At 73.9% G+C, this 16,098-nt stretch carries 11 protein-coding genes; 4 read left to right on the plus strand and 7 right to left on the minus strand.

The window, feature by feature from the left end; all coding sequences use genetic code 11:
* Window positions 1–20: 20 nt before the first annotated feature.
* On the minus strand, window positions 21–1,412 hold the full coding sequence (gene lpdA, locus AB0B86_RS17890; protein ID WP_357410948.1) for a dihydrolipoyl dehydrogenase: 1,392 nt from the start codon (window positions 1,410–1,412) through the stop codon (window positions 21–23).
* A 179-nt stretch (window positions 1,413–1,591) separates the two neighbouring features.
* On the opposite strand from lpdA, the gene AB0B86_RS17895 reads away from it, so the two are divergent.
* Window positions 1,592–1,921, plus strand: coding sequence for a hypothetical protein (locus tag AB0B86_RS17895; RefSeq protein WP_357410946.1), 330 nt, complete (start codon window positions 1,592–1,594; stop codon window positions 1,919–1,921).
* A gap of 50 nt (window positions 1,922–1,971) precedes the next feature.
* Here the strand turns inward: AB0B86_RS17895 and AB0B86_RS17900 are convergent, their stop codons facing one another.
* Complete coding sequence (locus AB0B86_RS17900) at window positions 1,972–3,546, minus strand: leucyl aminopeptidase (RefSeq protein WP_357418669.1); 1,575 nt, start codon at window positions 3,544–3,546, stop codon at window positions 1,972–1,974.
* A gap of 162 nt (window positions 3,547–3,708) precedes the next feature.
* Here AB0B86_RS17900 and gcvT point away from each other — a divergent pair, with 162 nt between their 5' ends.
* Entirely contained in the window at window positions 3,709–4,839 is a 1,131-nt protein-coding gene (gene gcvT, locus AB0B86_RS17905) for a glycine cleavage system aminomethyltransferase GcvT (protein ID WP_357418671.1), read from the plus strand.
* Window positions 4,840–4,995: 156 nt separating this feature from the next.
* Here the strand turns inward: gcvT and AB0B86_RS17910 are convergent, their stop codons facing one another.
* From AB0B86_RS17910 to AB0B86_RS17920, 3 genes are all read right to left on the minus strand, one after another.
* On the minus strand, window positions 4,996–6,291 hold the full coding sequence (locus AB0B86_RS17910) for a DUF2314 domain-containing protein (protein ID WP_357410939.1): 1,296 nt from the start codon (window positions 6,289–6,291) through the stop codon (window positions 4,996–4,998).
* 66 nt (window positions 6,292–6,357) lie between these two features.
* Window positions 6,358–7,131: an adenosylcobinamide-GDP ribazoletransferase gene (locus AB0B86_RS17915; protein WP_357410936.1), complete on the minus strand. Its 774-nt coding sequence runs from the start codon at window positions 7,129–7,131 to the stop codon at window positions 6,358–6,360.
* Window positions 7,121–9,019 (minus strand): bifunctional adenosylcobinamide kinase/adenosylcobinamide-phosphate guanylyltransferase, encoded by a 1,899-nt coding sequence (locus tag AB0B86_RS17920; RefSeq protein WP_357410934.1) that lies wholly within the window; start codon window positions 9,017–9,019, stop codon window positions 7,121–7,123. The genes AB0B86_RS17915 and AB0B86_RS17920 overlap by 11 nt, the downstream gene beginning before the upstream one ends.
* A 234-nt stretch (window positions 9,020–9,253) precedes the next feature.
* On the opposite strand from AB0B86_RS17920, the gene AB0B86_RS17925 reads away from it, so the two are divergent.
* On the plus strand, window positions 9,254–9,454 hold the full coding sequence (locus AB0B86_RS17925) for a hypothetical protein (RefSeq protein WP_196918986.1): 201 nt from the start codon (window positions 9,254–9,256) through the stop codon (window positions 9,452–9,454).
* On the plus strand, window positions 9,454–10,254 hold the full coding sequence (locus AB0B86_RS17930; protein WP_357418674.1) for a site-2 protease family protein: 801 nt from the start codon (window positions 9,454–9,456) through the stop codon (window positions 10,252–10,254). The genes AB0B86_RS17925 and AB0B86_RS17930 overlap by 1 nt, the downstream gene beginning before the upstream one ends.
* 96 nt (window positions 10,255–10,350) lie before the next feature.
* Here AB0B86_RS17930 and AB0B86_RS17935 read toward each other — a convergent pair whose 3' ends face one another.
* Both AB0B86_RS17935 and AB0B86_RS17940 read right to left on the minus strand, forming a co-directional pair.
* Window positions 10,351–11,349 carry an aldo/keto reductase family protein gene (locus tag AB0B86_RS17935; RefSeq protein WP_357410931.1) on the minus strand — a complete coding sequence of 333 codons (999 nt, stop codon included), beginning with the start codon at window positions 11,347–11,349 and terminating at the stop codon, window positions 10,351–10,353.
* A gap of 44 nt (window positions 11,350–11,393) precedes the next feature.
* Window positions 11,394–16,085, minus strand: a complete 4,692-nt coding sequence (locus AB0B86_RS17940) for a WG repeat-containing protein (RefSeq protein WP_357418676.1) — start codon at window positions 16,083–16,085, stop codon at window positions 11,394–11,396.
* Window positions 16,086–16,098 lie beyond the last annotated feature (13 nt).

Consider the following 16,098-nt stretch of genomic DNA (forward strand, 5'->3'; position numbering starts at 1 on the left):
CGGACGCCGCGGTTGGATGGTCAGGCGTGTGCGTGCAGCGGCTTGCCGGCGAGGGCCAGGTGCGCCTCGCCCAGGGCCTCGTTCTGGGTCGGGTGGGCGTGCACGAGCTGGGCGACCTCGGCCGGGTAGGCCTCCCAGTTGTAGATGAGCTGCGCCTCACCGATCAGCTCACCCACCCGGGCGCCGACCATGTGCACGCCGACGACGGGGCCGTCCTCGACCCGGACCAGCTTCACGAAGCCGGTGGTCTTGAGGATCTGGCTCTTGCCGTTGCCGCCGAGCGGGTAGTTGTACGCCTTGACCTTGTCGGCGCCGTACTGCTCCTTGGCCTTCGCCTCGGTCAGACCCACCGACGCCAGCTCCGGGTCGCAGTAGGTGACCCGCGGGATGCCGACCTCGTCGATCACGGCCGGGTTCTGCCCGGCGATCTCCTCGGCCACGAAGATGCCCTGCTGGAAGCCCCGGTGGGCGAGCTGGAGGCCGGGCACGATGTCGCCGACCGCGTAGACGTTCGGCACGCTCGTGCGCAGCCGCTCGTCGGTCAGCACGTAGCCGCGGTCCATCTTGACGCCCTGCTCCTCGTACCCGAGGTTTGCGGTGTTCGGGCCGCGACCGACGGCGACCAGCAGCAGCTCGGCCTCCACGGTCTCGCCGCCCTGGATCGTCAGCTTGACGCCGCTCTCGGTCTTCTCGACCTTCTCGAACGGCTTGCCGACCTTGAAGTTGATCTTCCGCTTGCGGAACGCCCGCTCCAGCGCCTTCGACGACTCCTCGTCCTCGGCGGCGACCAGCCGGGGCAGCGCCTCGACGATCGTCACGTCCACGCCGAAGGACTTCCACACGCTTGCGAACTCGACGCCGATCACGCCGCCACCCAGGACGATCACCGACGACGGGATCCGGTCCATGGTCAGCGCGTGGTCGCTCGTGATGATCCGCTCACCGTCGACATCCAGGCCGGGCAGGCTCTTCGCGTACGACCCGGAGGCCAGAATCAGATTGCGGCCGGTGTAGCGCTTGCCGTCCACCTCGACCACGTTCTTGCCGACGAGCTTGCCGTTGCCCTCGACGATGGTGATCGCCTTGTTGGTCCTCAACATGCCCTGCAGGCCCTTGTACAGGCGGGCGATCACACCGTCCTTGTACGAGTTGACCCCGGCCATGTCGATGCCGAGCAGCTCGGTCTTCACGCCGAACTGCTCCGACTCGCGGGTCTGGTCGGCGATCTCGGCGGCGTGCAGCAGCGCCTTGGTCGGGATGCAGCCGTTGTGCAGGCAGGTCCCGCCGAGCTTGCCCTTCTCGATCAGCGCGACCTTCAGGTCCAGTTGAGCGGCGCGCAGCGCCGCCGCGTAACCGCCGCTGCCAGCTCCGAGGATGACAATGTCGAAGGTCGCTTCGTTCGGCTCGCTCACGTCCAACTCCCAGGTCGCGTCGCTGCATCGGGGGTCACGGGGTGGTAACACGGACACACCCCACCTCGGTCATCTTGTCACCACCGGGCACAGGGTGCGTACTGAGGTGCCCAACGACACGTCATCGACACGTACCCTTGGCACCGTTGTCGATGACGCACCGTTGGGGGAGAGAACCGGTGGGGTTGTTCCGGCGCCGTAGACAGACGGCTGTGCCGAGCCGTGACCGTGCCGCCGATCGTGGCGACCTGGACCATCTGGAGAATTTCATCCGGAGCCGGCGCGGCGTGGAGGCGTTCATCGAACCCCGGACGACGGTGACGGAGACCACCGTCATCCTGATCGCCGACGACGGCGAGTGGACCCGACGCCGCATCGACGGCCCGGACGGCGCGCGGCGCTTCGCGTACCGGATGGGCATCCCGGTGTACGACGTCCGCCTGATGGGCTACCCGCAGCGCATGCGCGACTTCAACGAGCGGCGTAAACGCCGCCCCGAGCAGATGTAGCGAAGGGCCCCTTGTCGACGCAGCGTTGACAAGGGGCCCTTCCGTGTCTCTCAGCCGTTGCTCGCGACATCCTCGACGAGCTGCACGAGCGTGCGGACCGGGACACCGGTGCCGCCCTTGGTCCAGTAGCCGGTCGGCTCACCCGAGTGGTAGCTCGGCCCGGCGATGTCGATGTGCGCCCAGGCCACGTCGTCGGTCACGAACTCGCGCAGGAAAACTCCGCCCTGCAACATGTGACCGGCCCGGTCCATCCCGGCGTTCACCTGCGAGATGTCCGCCACGTCGGACTCCATGCCCTTGCGCACGTCCTCGGGCAGCGGCATCGGCCAGGCCGGCTCGCCGACCGCGTCGCCGGCCACCTGGACCCGCTGGCACAGCTCCGGAGTGCCCATCACGCCCGCCACCCGCTTACCCAGCGCGACCACCTGGCCGCCGGTCAGGGTGGAGGTCTCGAACAGGTAGTCGGTGCCGTCCGCGCAGGCGCGGGCCATGGCGTCGCCCAGGATCATCCGGCCCTCGGCATCGGTGTTGAGCACCTCGACCCGCTTGCCGTTGTACATGGTGATCACGTCACCCGGCCGGTAACTGGTGCCCGAGGGCATGTTCTCCGCCATCGGCAGGTAGGCGCTGACCGCCACCGCCGGCTTCAGCGCGGCGATCGCGAGCATTGCCGCGCCCACCGCGGCCGCGCCGCCCATGTCGGACTTCATCTCCCACATGCCCTGCGCCGGCTTGATCGAGATACCGCCGGTGTCGAAGGTGATCCCCTTACCGACAAGCGCGACCCGCTTGCCGTTACCGCCGTCCGACGGCGTGTAGGTGAGCTTCACCAGCCGGGGCGGAGCCTCCGAGCCCTGACCGACAGCGACGATGCCCCCGTAACCGCCGGCGGCCAGCTCCGCCTCGTCCAGCACCTCGACGCCGAGGCCCGCGTCCCGGGCGGCAGCGGCGACCGCGTCGGCGAACGACGGCGGACGCAGCTTGTTCGGCGCGGTGTTCACCCAGTCCCGGGTGAGCCGGACCGCACCCGCCACCACCTGCGCCCGGGTGACCTCCGCCTGCGCGCCCGCGTCGCCCGCGTCCGGCACCGCGATCAGCACCTCGGTCACCGGCTCCCGCCGGGTCGGCTGCGGGCGGGTCTGGTAACCGGCGAACCGGTACCCACCGAGCAACGCGCCCTCGGCGACCGCGCGCAGCTCGGCCGAGGCGTCCGTGTCGTCCGGCAGCGGCATGGCCAGCGCCACCCGGGGCGCTCCCGCCAGCGCCCGGATCGCCGCACCGGCGGCCCGACGCAGCGTCTCCGGAGCCGGGGCGGCACCCGACGGCTCCGGGCCGAGCCCCACCGCGGCGACCAGCGGGGCGGTCACGGTGCCCAGCGTGGCCAGCTTGATGACCTCACCCGGCCCACCGGTCGCGCCGAGCAGCGCCAGCGTCTCGGTCAGCTTTCCGTCGAACGCGGCGGCGATGCTCTCCGCGCCGCTGGCGAGCAGCAGGTTGCCGGCGAGGCCGCTGGTGGCGCCCTGCTCTCCGGTCTGGCTGTGCACGCCGATCACGATCGCGTCGACGGCGAGCTCGGCCGGGTCGGTGTCGACCAGGCTCAGGTTGGTGGTGCGGGGTGATGTCACTGAAGCTACTCCGGGCGGGCCGGGCCGGTCGCGGCGTCGCGTACCAGCGGTGAAGGTCTCCGGCGGAACGTACCCGCCGAACGTCATGGCTGTCCCGCCGACAGTGCCAGCGGGCTCCCGCCGATGCTAACCAGCGAGCTCGCCCCCGGTAAGTTGCCACCCATGACCGACGTGACCTTCGACGCCGCCGCGACCCGGCTGCGCCGTTCCCCGCTGCACGAGCGACACCTCGCCGCCGGCGCCAAGTTCGCCCCCTTCGGGGGCTGGGAGATGCCGCTTGAGTACGCCGGCGGCGGAGTGCTCAAGGAGCACACCGCGGTGCGTACCGCGGTCGGGGTCTTCGACGTGTCGCACCTCGGCAAGGCCCGGGTGAGTGGCCCCGGCGCTGCCGACTTCGTCAACTCCTGCCTCAGCAACGACCTGGGCCGGATCGGTCCCGGCCGGGCGCAGTACACGCTCTGCTGCGACGACGCCACCGGTGGCGTGGTGGACGACATCATCGCCTACCTGTACGCCGAGGACCACGTGTTCCTCATCCCGAACGCGGCGAACACCGCCGAGGTGGTGCGCCGGTTGCGCGCCGCCGCGCCCGCCCAGGTGAGCGTCACCGACGAGCACCAGGGGTACGCCGTGCTGGCCGTACAGGGCCCTCGCTCGGCCGAGCTGCTGGCCGCCCTCGACCTGCCCACCGAGCACGACTACATGAGCTTCTCCGCGGCGCGGCTGGCCGGGGTGGAGCTCACCGTCTGCCGCACCGGCTACACGGGCGAGCTGGGCTACGAGCTGGTGGTCGCTGCGGAGGACGCGGTGACCGTCTGGGACGCGCTGTTCGCCGCGGGGGAGGCGTTCGAGCTGCGGGCCTGCGGGCTGGCCGCCCGGGACACGCTGCGCACCGAGATGGGGTACCCGCTGCACGGGCAGGACCTCTCGGTGGACATCACCCCGGTGCAGGCCCGCTCGGGCTGGGCCGTCGGCTGGGACAAGCCGGCCTTCTGGGGCCGCGCCGCGCTGCTCGCCGAGAAGGCCACCGGTCCCCGGCGTACGCTCCGCGGCCTGGTCGCCGTCGACCGGGCCATCCCGCGCCCCGGGATGACCCTGCACGTGGGCGACACCCAGGTCGGCACCGTAACCAGCGGCACCTTCTCGCCCACCCGCAAGCAGGGCATCGCACTGGCCCTGCTGGACACCGACGCCAACCTGTCCGACGGCGACCAGGTCGAGATCGACATCCGCGGCCGCCGCGCCCCCCTGACCCTGACCAAACCCCCCTTCGTAACCCCCAGCGTCCGCTAACCCCACCCCACCCCACCCCCACCCCCGGCCCCGCCCCACCCCGGCCCCGCCCTCCCCGGTTGATCATGAAGTTATTGCCACCGCCATCGGCGTGTCCTGGCAATGACTTCATGATCAACGGGAGAGGGGGCGGGGTGGGAGAGGGGGTGGGGTGGGTTAGGGGGTTGGGGTGGGGGGTTCGCCGGAGTCCAGGACTGCTTGGGTCCAGCCGCCTTCGATGACGCCTGTCCCGTCCAGGACGGCCCAGTCGACAACGTCGGACGTCTCGACGACCACCGGGGCGCCGATGCGGACGCTCTGGTCGGTGTTGGCGTCGCTGGCGCTCACGCCGACGATCCGCTCCGGGGTCTCCCACGAGGTCACGCCCGCCCAGACATACTCCGGGCCGTCGTCGCCGGGCAGGCCGTACTTGACCACCAACTGCGCCTCGCTGGGCAACTCACCGGCCACGAACCGGGCTCGCGCGTCGCCCAGCGCCGCCCGTGCGGTGGCCACCGCATGGCTCATCGCGTCACCCGAACGGGCGTAGCGCACGTCCGGCTGGATCCCGGAGAACAGGGTGGCGCAGGCGGCGGCGAAGTAGCGCCCGTCCGGCCCCGGGTGCCCGGCCGGCGGGCGCAGGCTCAGGAACGAGTCGGCCTCCGGGTCGGTCGCCGGGTCCAGTTCCAGCCGCAGCAGCACCGGGGCCGTCGCGCCGTGCTGCTCCGGATTGCCGTACGCCACAGCGATGTCGTGCCCGGTGACAGTGGCCAGCACCGGCAGCTGCACGAACGCCGGCACCTCCTCGCCGGTGAGCCCGTCGGTCCAGTCCCGCAGCAACCGACGGGCCGCCCCGGTCATCACCGCACCCCAGGCGCGGGTGAGGTGGTCGGGCACCCCCTGGGTCTGCAACTCGAGCAGCCCGAAGCGGCGCAGCCCCTTGGTGGTGAACCACAGCCCTTCGGTGTCTGACGAATACGGCACCAGCACCCAGTCGACAAGTCGGATACGGCCCTGCTCGTCGGGGAGCGAGCGCAGCGCGGTCGCCGGGTCGAGGAACTGCAGACCGAAGACGTCCACCACGTCGCCGTCGACGGACTCCGCCACGGCCGCCGCGACCGCGCGGGCCGCCCACTCGTGCGCGGGCGGCCAACCGGGCCGGTACTCGGCCTGCACGACCACCAGATGGGTCGCCGCGGCCAGCCGGGCCAGCTGCTCCTCGGTGGCGCCGAACGCGCTGAGCAGATCCGGCGGCAGCGCGGGGAAATCGGCGATCGGTCGGGTGTCGACGCTCATCAGCGGGCTGTCCAGCATCTGCCGGGCCAGCCCGTGCACCGGCTCGGCCAGCCGGCCGCTCAGCGCCGCCACCGCGGTCTTCGCGCTGACCTTCGGCAGCCCGGCCATGGGCACCAGGTAGGTCGCGCTTAGCGACTCCGGCACCGGTACGGGCAGGAAGTCGTCCGTGATGAGCATGTGGGTTCCCCCGGTGGCCGTGCCGGTGCTGTCGAGCCGAACGCTACCCGGCCCGTCCGGCCCGGTTCAGGCGGACAGCACCAGACCCAGGTAGACAAGCGTGGTGACCACCTCGACGGTCGCGCCGAGCACGTCGCCGGTGATCCCGCCGAGCCGGCGTACCACGTGGGTGAGCAGCCTGAGCGCGACGGCGAGCGCGGCGGCGACGGCCAGCGGCCCCTGCCACGGGCGGCCCGGCACCGCGGGCACCGCCAGCAGCACGACGGCGACCGCGCCGACGGCCAGGGCCACCGGGCCGACCGTCCCCGCCACCAGCGCGCCGAGCCCGTCCGGTCGAGCCGCCGGCACTGCCCGGCGGCAGGCGAGCGTGACGCCGAACCTCCCGGCGGCGGTCGCCGCGACCACCGCCGCGAGAGCGGCCGGCCCGGACCGCCCCACCAGGTCGGCAAGCACCGCCGCCTGCACCAGCAGGACGACGACCAGGGCGACCACCCCGAACGGGCCGACGTCCGGCTTCTTCATGATCTCCAGTGCGGCCGCCCCCCGCCGGTACGAGCCGAGCGCGTCCACGGTGTCGGCCAGCCCGTCCAGGTGCAGCCCGCGGGTGAGCAGGGCGGCCACGCCGACCGTCACACCGGCGGCCACCAGCGGGGGAGCGAACGCGCCGGTCAGCAGCAGCACCCCGGCCAGCAGGACGCCGAGCAGCGCGCCGACCGCCGGCGCGAGTGCCATCGCGGTGCCGGCGACGGAACGATCGATCCGCCCGGCCCGCACCGGCAGCGTGCTGAACGTGGTGACCGCCAGCCGGGCTCCGGCCAGGAACCGCGACTCAGCCGGCACGCCAACCCGACGCCGGCTGCTCGTCCGCCCCGGTGCTGGCCGGGCCCGGACCGGCCGGCTCCGGCTCGGCGAAGTCGGACTCGTCGAGAGTCGTGTCAAGGTCGGCCGACTCGTCGGCGGCCGTGCTCGGGTCCTCGTCGCCGCCGAGCGACGGGTGGACCGGCAGTGCGGCGGCCAGGGCGAGCACCGAGCGCAGCAGCGGGAGTGCGACAAGCGCGTTCGCGCCCTCGCCGAGATCCATCCGCAGGTCGAGCAGCGGCGTGAGGCCGAGCACGTCGGCGGCGAGCCGCACCGCCGGGTGCCCGCCGTGGTCGGCGAGCAGGCACCAGTGCCGGGCCTGCCCGGCCAGATCGCGGCTGACCATGCCGGCGGCCAGCCCGACCGGCCCGTCGAGCAGCACCGGCACCCGGCGCGCGGTGGCGCCGAGCAGCACGCCGCTGGCCACCGCCACGTCACCGCCGCCCAGCTCGGCCAGGATGTCCTTGGCGCCGCGCGACGAGCGGCGGGTGCGGTGCAGCGCGTCGCGCACCGCCGCGCAGCGGATCATCCACGCCGCGTCGTCGATCTCGCCGGAGTCGGTGATGACCCGGCCCAGCACGGCGGGTGGCTCCGCGCCCGCGGTCGCCGCCAGCACCGCGGCGGCCGCCGCCTCGGTGCCGGCACCGCACGCCCCCAGCACCAGCAGTTGTACGCCGGCGTCGGCGGCCTGCTCGGCGAGCCGCCAGCCGTAGCGCAGCGCGGACTCCACCTGGTCGAGCGAGAGCGCCGGTTGGTCCTCCATCGGCGCGGCGGTTGGGGTGTCCACCACCTGCAGGCTGGCCCCGCTCTCGGCGGCGAGTCGCGCCAACGCGCCCCGGCCGGCGCGGGCCTGCGCGGCCCGGCGCGCCGACTCACCGGCGACGGTGCCGGCCGACGCCCCACCGGCGTGGTCGCCGTGCAGCAGCAACACCCGCACCGACCCCCAGGCCTGCGGGGTGGCGGTGCCCTGGGTGGCGGCGGCGAAACCGACCACCCGGTCCAGCACGCCCAACCCGGCGCCCGGTACGTCGAGCGTGGCCAGGCGGTCCACCGCCTGCGGGCCCGCGTACTCGTCGGGCATCGGCAGCTCCATGCCCGGCTGGATGACCAGCCCGGTGGCCACCATCGGCAGCGCCATGGTCGGGGCCGCCCACGGGTTGCCGGCCTCCTGGTGCGGCACCACCGGCGGGGTGTGGGTGAGCACCTCGGGCAGCTGCACCTCGGGGGTGGGCTCGGTGTCGGCCAGCTTCGCGGCCACCACCTGGGCGGTCCCGCTGGCCGGGGCCGCGGGCTCGGCCGCGCTGACCGGGGCGGTCACGCCGGCGGCCGGCTTCAGCCAGACCGGCTGGCCGGCGACCACGAGCACCACAGTGTCGCAGGCGTCGGCGACCGCCCGGTTGGCGGCGCCCAACGCGTCGGTGAACGCCCGACCCAGCGGGGTGGTCGGCACCAACGACAGCCCCACCTCGGGGCTCACCAGCACCACCCGGGCCGGGCAGGTGCGGATCGCCTCGGCCAGCTCGGCGATGGTCGCCACGTCGTCGGCGGGCTGGTGCTCCGGGTCGAGCAGCACGGTCACCCAGCCGCCCAGGTCGTCGACGAGCAGTGTCTCGTTGGGCTCGGCGGACGCGAGCACGTCGGCCAGCCGGCGCGGATCCTCGGTGGTCTCCTCGGTGGTCCAACTGCCCGGCCGCCGGGCGCGGTGCGCCGCCAGCCGGGTCGCCCACTCGGTGTCCTCCGGGTCGCCCTCGGGCGCGGTGGCGAGGTAACGGACCACCGGCGCGTCGGTGACCAGGGACTCGGCGAACTCGGACTTGCCGGACCGGATACCGCCGAGCACCAGGACCGTGTTCCACCCGTCTACGGACATGCCCGTACCTTAAGGCCGCCCGCCGTCGCGGCGCCTGCCGGCCCGGTGCTCGCCGGTACCGGTCGCCGAGCAGCACGCCCCGGGTCAGCACCGAGCCACCGTGCCGGCCAACGCCGGGCGGATTGATCCACCCCTGGGGCCGCCGGGGGTGAGCGAGCGGCCGTTGCCCGCCGGGCCGACTACGCTGGCGGGGGTTCGTCCCACCGGGACATCAGCGGCGAGGGGAGACGCGGCATGGCGTGGAGCTGGCGGTACGAGGGCACGGACGGCCAGACGGTCGAGGGACCGGCAGAGTCGTTCAGCAGCCAGGCCGACGCCGAATCCTGGATCGGTCAGACCTGGCGGGAGCTCGCGGCGTCCGGCGTCACCTCGGTCGCGCTCGTCGAGGACGACCGGGTGGAGTACCGGATGAGCCTGCTGCCCACGGCCGAGTGATGGCCTACGACCGGCCGGGAGCCGACGGGCTGGTCCTCGGCGTGCCCAGGGCGGCGTTCCGGCCCAGCCCGGTCTTCCTCGGCCTGGTCGCCCTCTTCGCGGTCAGCGGGGTGCTGGCCTGGAACGGGTACGGCAACTCCCGGTTCAACGTGTTCCTGTTCGTGGTGTCCGGCTGGCTGGTCTCGCTGTGCCTGCACGAGTACGCCCACGCGGTGGTGGCCTACCGCGCCGGTGACCGGGACATCGCCCACCGGGGCTACCTGACACTCAACCCGTTGAAGTACACCCACCCGCTGCTGTCGATAGTGCTGCCCGTGGTGGTGGTGCTGCTCGGCGGCATCGGTCTGCCCGGCGGCGCGGTCTGGGTGGACCGGCACGCCATCCCGGGTCGACTGCGGCACACCCTGGTCAGTCTCGCCGGCCCGGCGACCAACGTGGTGTTCGTGCTGGTGTTGGTGGCGGTGCTGCGGATCGGCATCGAGTCGGTCGGCGGCCCTGTGGAGTTCTGGGCCGGCGTGGCCCTGCTCGCCTTCCTGCAACTCACCGCGAGCGTGCTCAACCTGCTGCCGGTGCCGGGCCTGGACGGCGGCAACATGATCCAGCCGTGGCTCAACCCGCAGTGGCGCAAGATGTACGACCTGTTCGCCCCGTACGGGTTCCTGCTGCTCTTCGCGCTGCTGTGGAACCCGCGCATCGGTGGCTGGTTCTTCGACGCGGTCTTCTCGATCGGTGATGCCCTGGGCCTGCCGTCCCGGCTGTACGCCGCAGGCCTCCAGCTGATCCGGTTCTGGCAGGGCTGACCGGGCGTCGGGTGCGCTGACCGGGCCGAGTCACCGGCTGACCCGGCCCGGCCCGGCCGGCGCGAACCATTGCGCGCCGGTCGGGCCGCTGTGACGTCAGGGACGCTGGGCGGGGGACTCGGTCTTCGCCGGGTCCCGTTCGGTGACCGGCTCGACGATCTCGTCGATCGCCTTGAGCAGCCCGGCGTCGAGCTTGACCCCGGCCGCCTTGACGTTGTCGTGCACCTGCTCGGGGCGGGACGCGCCGATGATCGCCGACGAGACGTTCGGGTTCTGCAGGACCCACGCCACGGCGAGCTGGGCCATGCTGAGCCCGGCCTGCTCCGCGAGGGGCTTGAGCTGCTGGACCCGGGTGAGCACGTCGTCGTTCATGAACCGGGAGATGAAGTTCGCGCCCGACTTCTCGTCGGTGGCCCGGGAACCGGCCGGCGGCGGCTGCCCCGGCAGGTACTTGCCGGAGAGCACGCCCTGCGCCATCGGCGACCAGACGATCTGCCCGATGCCCAGCTCCTCGCTGGCCGGCACGACCTCAGCCTCGATGACCCGCCAGAGCATCGAATACTGCGGCTGGTTGGACACCAGCGGGATGTGCAGCTCGCGGGCCAGCGGGTGGGCGGCGCGCAGCTGCTCGGCGGTCCACTCGGAGACACCGATGTAGTGCGCCTTGCCGGAGTGCACGACGTCGGCGAACGCCTCCATCGTCTCTTCCAGCGGGGTGCTGCTGTCGTACCGGTGGGCCTGGTAGAGGTCCACGTAGTCGGTGCGCAGGCGGCGCAGCGAGCCGTTGATCGACTCCATGATGTGCTTGCGGGACAGGCCCCGGTCGTTGCGGCCCGGCCCGGTCGGCCAGTAGACCTTCGTGAAGATCTCCAGGCCCTCGCGCCGCTCGTTCTGCAACGCCCGACCGAGCACGTCCTCGGCCCGGGTGCCGGCGTACACGTCGGCGGTGTCGAAGGTGGTGATCCCCGCGTCGAGGGCGGCCCGGACGCAGGCGAACGCCGCGTCCTCCTCGACCTGTGAACCGTGGGTGATCCAGTTGCCGTACGAGATTTCACTGACCAGCAGGCCGGAACGGCCCAGGTGTCGAAATTCCATGTCTCGACCCTAGCCCTGGTGGATCACCAGCGTCGAACGGCGGCTCAGAGCACCGGGTTGGCGTCGGTGAGCAGCCGATCGATCTCCGCCAACACCTCGTCACGATCGCGGTGCACCGGGTCGATGAGTGGCGCGCCACGCCGGTCCAGTGCACCCCAGCGTCCACCGCTGCCGACCAGGAACGCCACCGGGTGGATGACGAGCATCGGGTGGGTCGGCGGGACCAGCACCGCACCGGTGCGGTCCACCACCCCGCGTCGCCCGGCCACGTCGACCACGGCGAGCCCTTCGTCGGTGAACCCGTCGACCTGCTGCCCGTCGGCCAACTCGGTGACGAACCCGTGGTACCGGGTGGGTACGACGATCCGGCCGGTTCGGTCGACCGCCCCCCACCCCTCGCGCCGAACCGCCGCCACGCCGCGGCGGAACTGGCGTACCTCGGCGAAGTTCGGCGGGACCTGCACCGCGCCGGTCGCGTCGATGGCCGTCCAACCGCCCTCGCCGACCACCCAGGCCAGGCCGTCGCTGAACGGCAGCGCCGTCTGGTAGGACGGCGGGATCACCGTCGTACCGAGCAGGTTGATCAACGACCACCGGTCGGTGTCCGGCCGACGAACCCAGGCCAGCCCGTCGTGGAACGGCTGCGCCTCGGCGTACCGGGCGGGGATGACCAGGTCGCCGTCCTGGCCGGTGTAACCCCACAGCGGCCCGTCCCGCTCCGGCGTCGGGGGTCGGTCCCGGTCGAGGATCTCGTCGCGACCTCTGCGGTACGGCCCGAAGCCGTCGGCGGTGGCCCGGACGGCTACCGCGTCGAGGGCCACCCGGACCCGGTCCAGCAGTTCGGCGTCGCCGGCACCGCGCAGGTCGAGCGCCTGCTCGAAGTGCTGGCAGGCCTCCATGAGTCGTCCCTGGTCGTAACACGACCGGCCGGCGTGCTCGTGCAGTGCGGCCCGCAACCGGTCGGGTAGCTCGACCGAGTTGGCCTGGGCGAAGAGTTGGTCGGCCTCGGCGAAGTTGCCCCGCCAGCGCAGCACGTGCGCCAGCCGGGCCTGGGCCAACGAGGTTCGGCGCAGCTCGCCGGTCGCCTCGGCGTAGGTGAGGGCGAGCCGACCATCGGCCAGCGCGTCGTCCAGGTCGCCGAGGATCCGCGAGGCCACCGCCCGCAGGCTGAGCAGTCGGGCCCGCGCGCGGTTGTCGATCGCCGAGCCCAGCTTCTCGGTCAGCCGCCGCCGGATGGCCCGCAGGTCGTCCGGCTCCGTCAGTTCCTCGCGCAGGGTGACCGGGTCCAACCGCCAGCGGTACGCCGCGAGAACCTGCTCCGGGTCACCCGGATCGGCAAGCGACGGGCGGGTCGCCGCCGGCGGAGCGTCCTCGGGTGGTGCGAAGACAGACGTGTCCTGCGCGCGCGAGCCGGTCCTGGGGCCGGGAATGTCGGCGGCGGGTGCGGCGTCGGCCGGCGGCGTCGATGCGGGTGGCGCGGAGACGGGCGGCGCGGAGGTCGGCTGTGTCGGCGCGGCGGCGGGTGGTGCGGAGGTCGGCTGTGTCGACGCGGGTGGCGCGGAGATGGGCGGCGGCACCGACGCGGGCGGCGCGGATACCGGTGTCGCGGACGCGGGTGGTGCGGACACGGGTGAGGCGGACGCGGGTGCCACGGACGTGGGTGACGCGGGCATGGGTGGTGCGGACACCGGTGGTGCGGACACCGGTGGTGCGGACACCGGTGGGGCGGAGACAGGTGGTGCGGACACCGGCGCGGCGGCGGCCGGCGGCGCGGGCGCCGGGGGTGCGGAGATGGGCATCAGGGTCGAGGGCGTGGGCTCAACCGAGACCGGCGCTGCCGCGCCGGGAGAATCGTTGTCATCAGACATCGCGGACGGGGCCGGTAGGGCGACCTCGGCCGACCAGTCGTCGGCTCCCGAGCCGTCCGTCGACGCGTTGGTGTGCGGGTCGGGCTGCCAGGCGTACGGCTCGGCGTCGTCCGTGGCGTCGGGTCCGACGGGCTCGGTCTCCTCCACCGGACGAGCGGTGGCCGACTGCCTGTCGACCTCGCCGACGAGGTCGACAGGCTGGTGCGGCTCCATGGTGGCGGGCACGCCGGAGACGGGCCGGCCGTCGGGGGCCGTCGCGGGTCGGCCAGCCGGTTGTGCGTCGTCCTGCGGGTCGTCGGCCCAGGCATCGAGGTTCGGGCGTGCGGGCTGCGCGGACACCGGCTCGGGAGCCGGTGTCGACCTGCCCCCCTGCTCGCCACTCGGATCGTGACGGAGGTCGGTGGGTGTCGACAGTTCCCGGTCCACCGCGGGCGGTGCCGCCGGCAGGTCGGGTGTCGGTGGCGTGGACAAGTCGGGCGTCGGTGGCGTGGCCAGGTCGGGTGCCGGCGGCGCGGGCAGGGCAGGCCCGCCCACCGTCGACTCATCGTCGACTGACCCATCGTCAGCCGACTCGGGCGACTGTCGGTCCGGCGTGGGCTCGCCCGGATCCGGCTCGACGGGCTGAGCGGGGCTGAACCACGCGTCCGGCCCGCGGGTGCCCGCGACCTCGTTCGGGTCGCGCACGGGGGCGAGCGGCTCTTCCGAGGGTGGCGGCGGTACGTAGCGGCGTGGCGTGCCGGGGGCGAGCGGGAGTGCCACCGCGTCGGCGTCCTGCACCGGGGGTTGTGGGGCGGCAGGAGTCGGGGCGGGCGGGGCCGCCGCCGGGGTCGGGACCTGCCAGGTGGGCGGTGGCGCGACCGGCGGGCGGGCGTCCGCCGTCGGGGACGGCCGATCCGGCGAGTCCGGGCGCTGCCCCGAGGCCGGCCGCTCGGGGGTGTGCGGCCGGTCGGTGGGACGCGATCGGTCCGTGGAGGGCGGTCGGTCGGCGGTCTGCGGTCGTTCCATGGAGTGCGGCCGTTCCATGGAGTGCGGCCGGTCCGTGGGATGCGGCCGGTCGGGGAAGTGCGTCGTCGGGCGGTGGTCGGTCGGGGCGGTGCTGCCCGACGGGTCGCCGAACTGGCGGCGCTCTGCGACGGGCTCGCCGCCGCGCCGCTGGTCCACCGGCTGGGCGGTGGTGTCCGGACCGGGGTAACGCGGCGGTGCGGTGGGGTGCGCGCCGCCGGCCGTCGCCGGGGCGGCAGGTGTCTGGCGCTCCGGCGCAGGTGGCGGCTCCGCCCGCTCGTCGGAGGTCGGCGGGTCCACCGGCGCGGGCAGGTACTCCAGCCGAAGGCGGGCCGCTGGTGGACCCGAGATGGGCACGTCGGAGGCGGGGGAGACCGGCGCTGCCGAGACCGGTCGGTCGCGGTTGGGCGCCGCGGGGGAGACCGGTGACGGCGGCGCGGTTCGCTCCGGGGGGACCGGCGTGGCCCGGCCGCCCGTCGACGGGGCCGTGGCCGCCGGACGTACCGGCCGCTCGTCGTAGCGGGGCGGGATGACCGTCGGTCGCTCGGGCCGGGCCTCCGGCCGCGACGGGATACCCGGCTCGACGCCGCGGTGCGGGTCCGCGGGGCGGTGCGGTTCGGTGCGGTGGCCCGGCTCCCGGGTGCGGTCCGGGAGTACGGGACCCGGCGGCGGCCAGGGCAGCGTGCCGTCCCGCCGTGCGCCGGGCTGCGGCCGAGGCTCCCGGTACGCGTTGTCGTGCGGCCGATCCTCGCGGTACGCGTGCTCGCGATGTCCGTCTTCGCGGTATGCGTCCGGGCGGGCCTCCTCGCGGGGACGGCGATCCGGGTACGCCTCGGCGCGGGCCGCGGCCTCGCGGGGCTGCGGCCGGTGCGGGTCGCCGTCGGGCCGGCGCCGATCGTCGTCGCGGCGGGGACGGTCGGGCACGTCCGGCTCGGGCCGGTGCCGTCGTCCACCGTTTGGCGACGGTGCCGCTCCGGCGCTCTCGTCCGCGCGGTAGGACCGTTCCGGGCGGCGTACCTCGTCGGGAGCCCGGTCCGGGTAACCGTCGGCGCGGTATCGCGTGCGGCCGTCCACGCCTGCCCACTTGTCGGCTCCGTCGGCCCGGTCGTCGGCGATCCGGCCGTCGCGGTCCCGGGTGGGTCGTGCGCCGTACCTGTCGACGGGGTGGCGGTCGTAACCGGCGGCCGGTCGCTCGTGCGTGCCACGTCGACGGGGCGCGTCGTCGGGCTCCGGCATCCAACCGATATCGGAGCGGGGCGCGGGGGAGACCGGTGGCACGCCGGGGTAGCCACGGTCACGCTCGGTGGGCTCCGGTCGTTGGCGGCGGCCGTCGTACCGCTCGGGGGAGGGCTGGTCCCGGTGCCAGGCGGCCTCCCGCGCCGGTCCCCGCTCGTCGGCGGGCCGGCGGTCGGACCAGGCGGTACGCCGGTCCGACTCGGGGGAACGACGCTCGTCGCGGCGGGGCGGTTCGGGCAGTGGCCGACGGTACGGCTCATGGTCGTAGCTGCGGGGGTCGGCGCTGTCGTTCCGGCCGTAGGTGGGGGCGTCACTGCGAAGGCGGCCGTAGCCCGGTGCCTCGCCCGGCTCGTCGTCGGCCCAGGACCGGCCGTGCACCGCCGACTCCTCCGGCGGTTCGTCGGCCCAGGACCGGCCGAGGTAGGTGCCGTCCGGGCGGGTGGGCGCGAGCGGTGGCACCTCGGCCCGGCCGGTCACCGTCGCCCGACCGCGCGGTGGTGGTTGGTGGACCACGCCGATGTCGCCGGGATAGCGCTGGCCGGGGAACTGGGGGTGCCACTCGGTGGTCGGTTCGAGCACCCAGGCCGGCTCGTTCGGGTCTGACCACCGGTCGGCGTAGCGGCCGCTCATCGGCCGCGCCCGT

This window comes from Micromonospora sp. NPDC049047 (assembly GCF_040649135.1).
In the GTDB taxonomy this organism is placed as follows: Bacteria; Actinomycetota; Actinomycetes; order Mycobacteriales; family Micromonosporaceae; genus Micromonospora.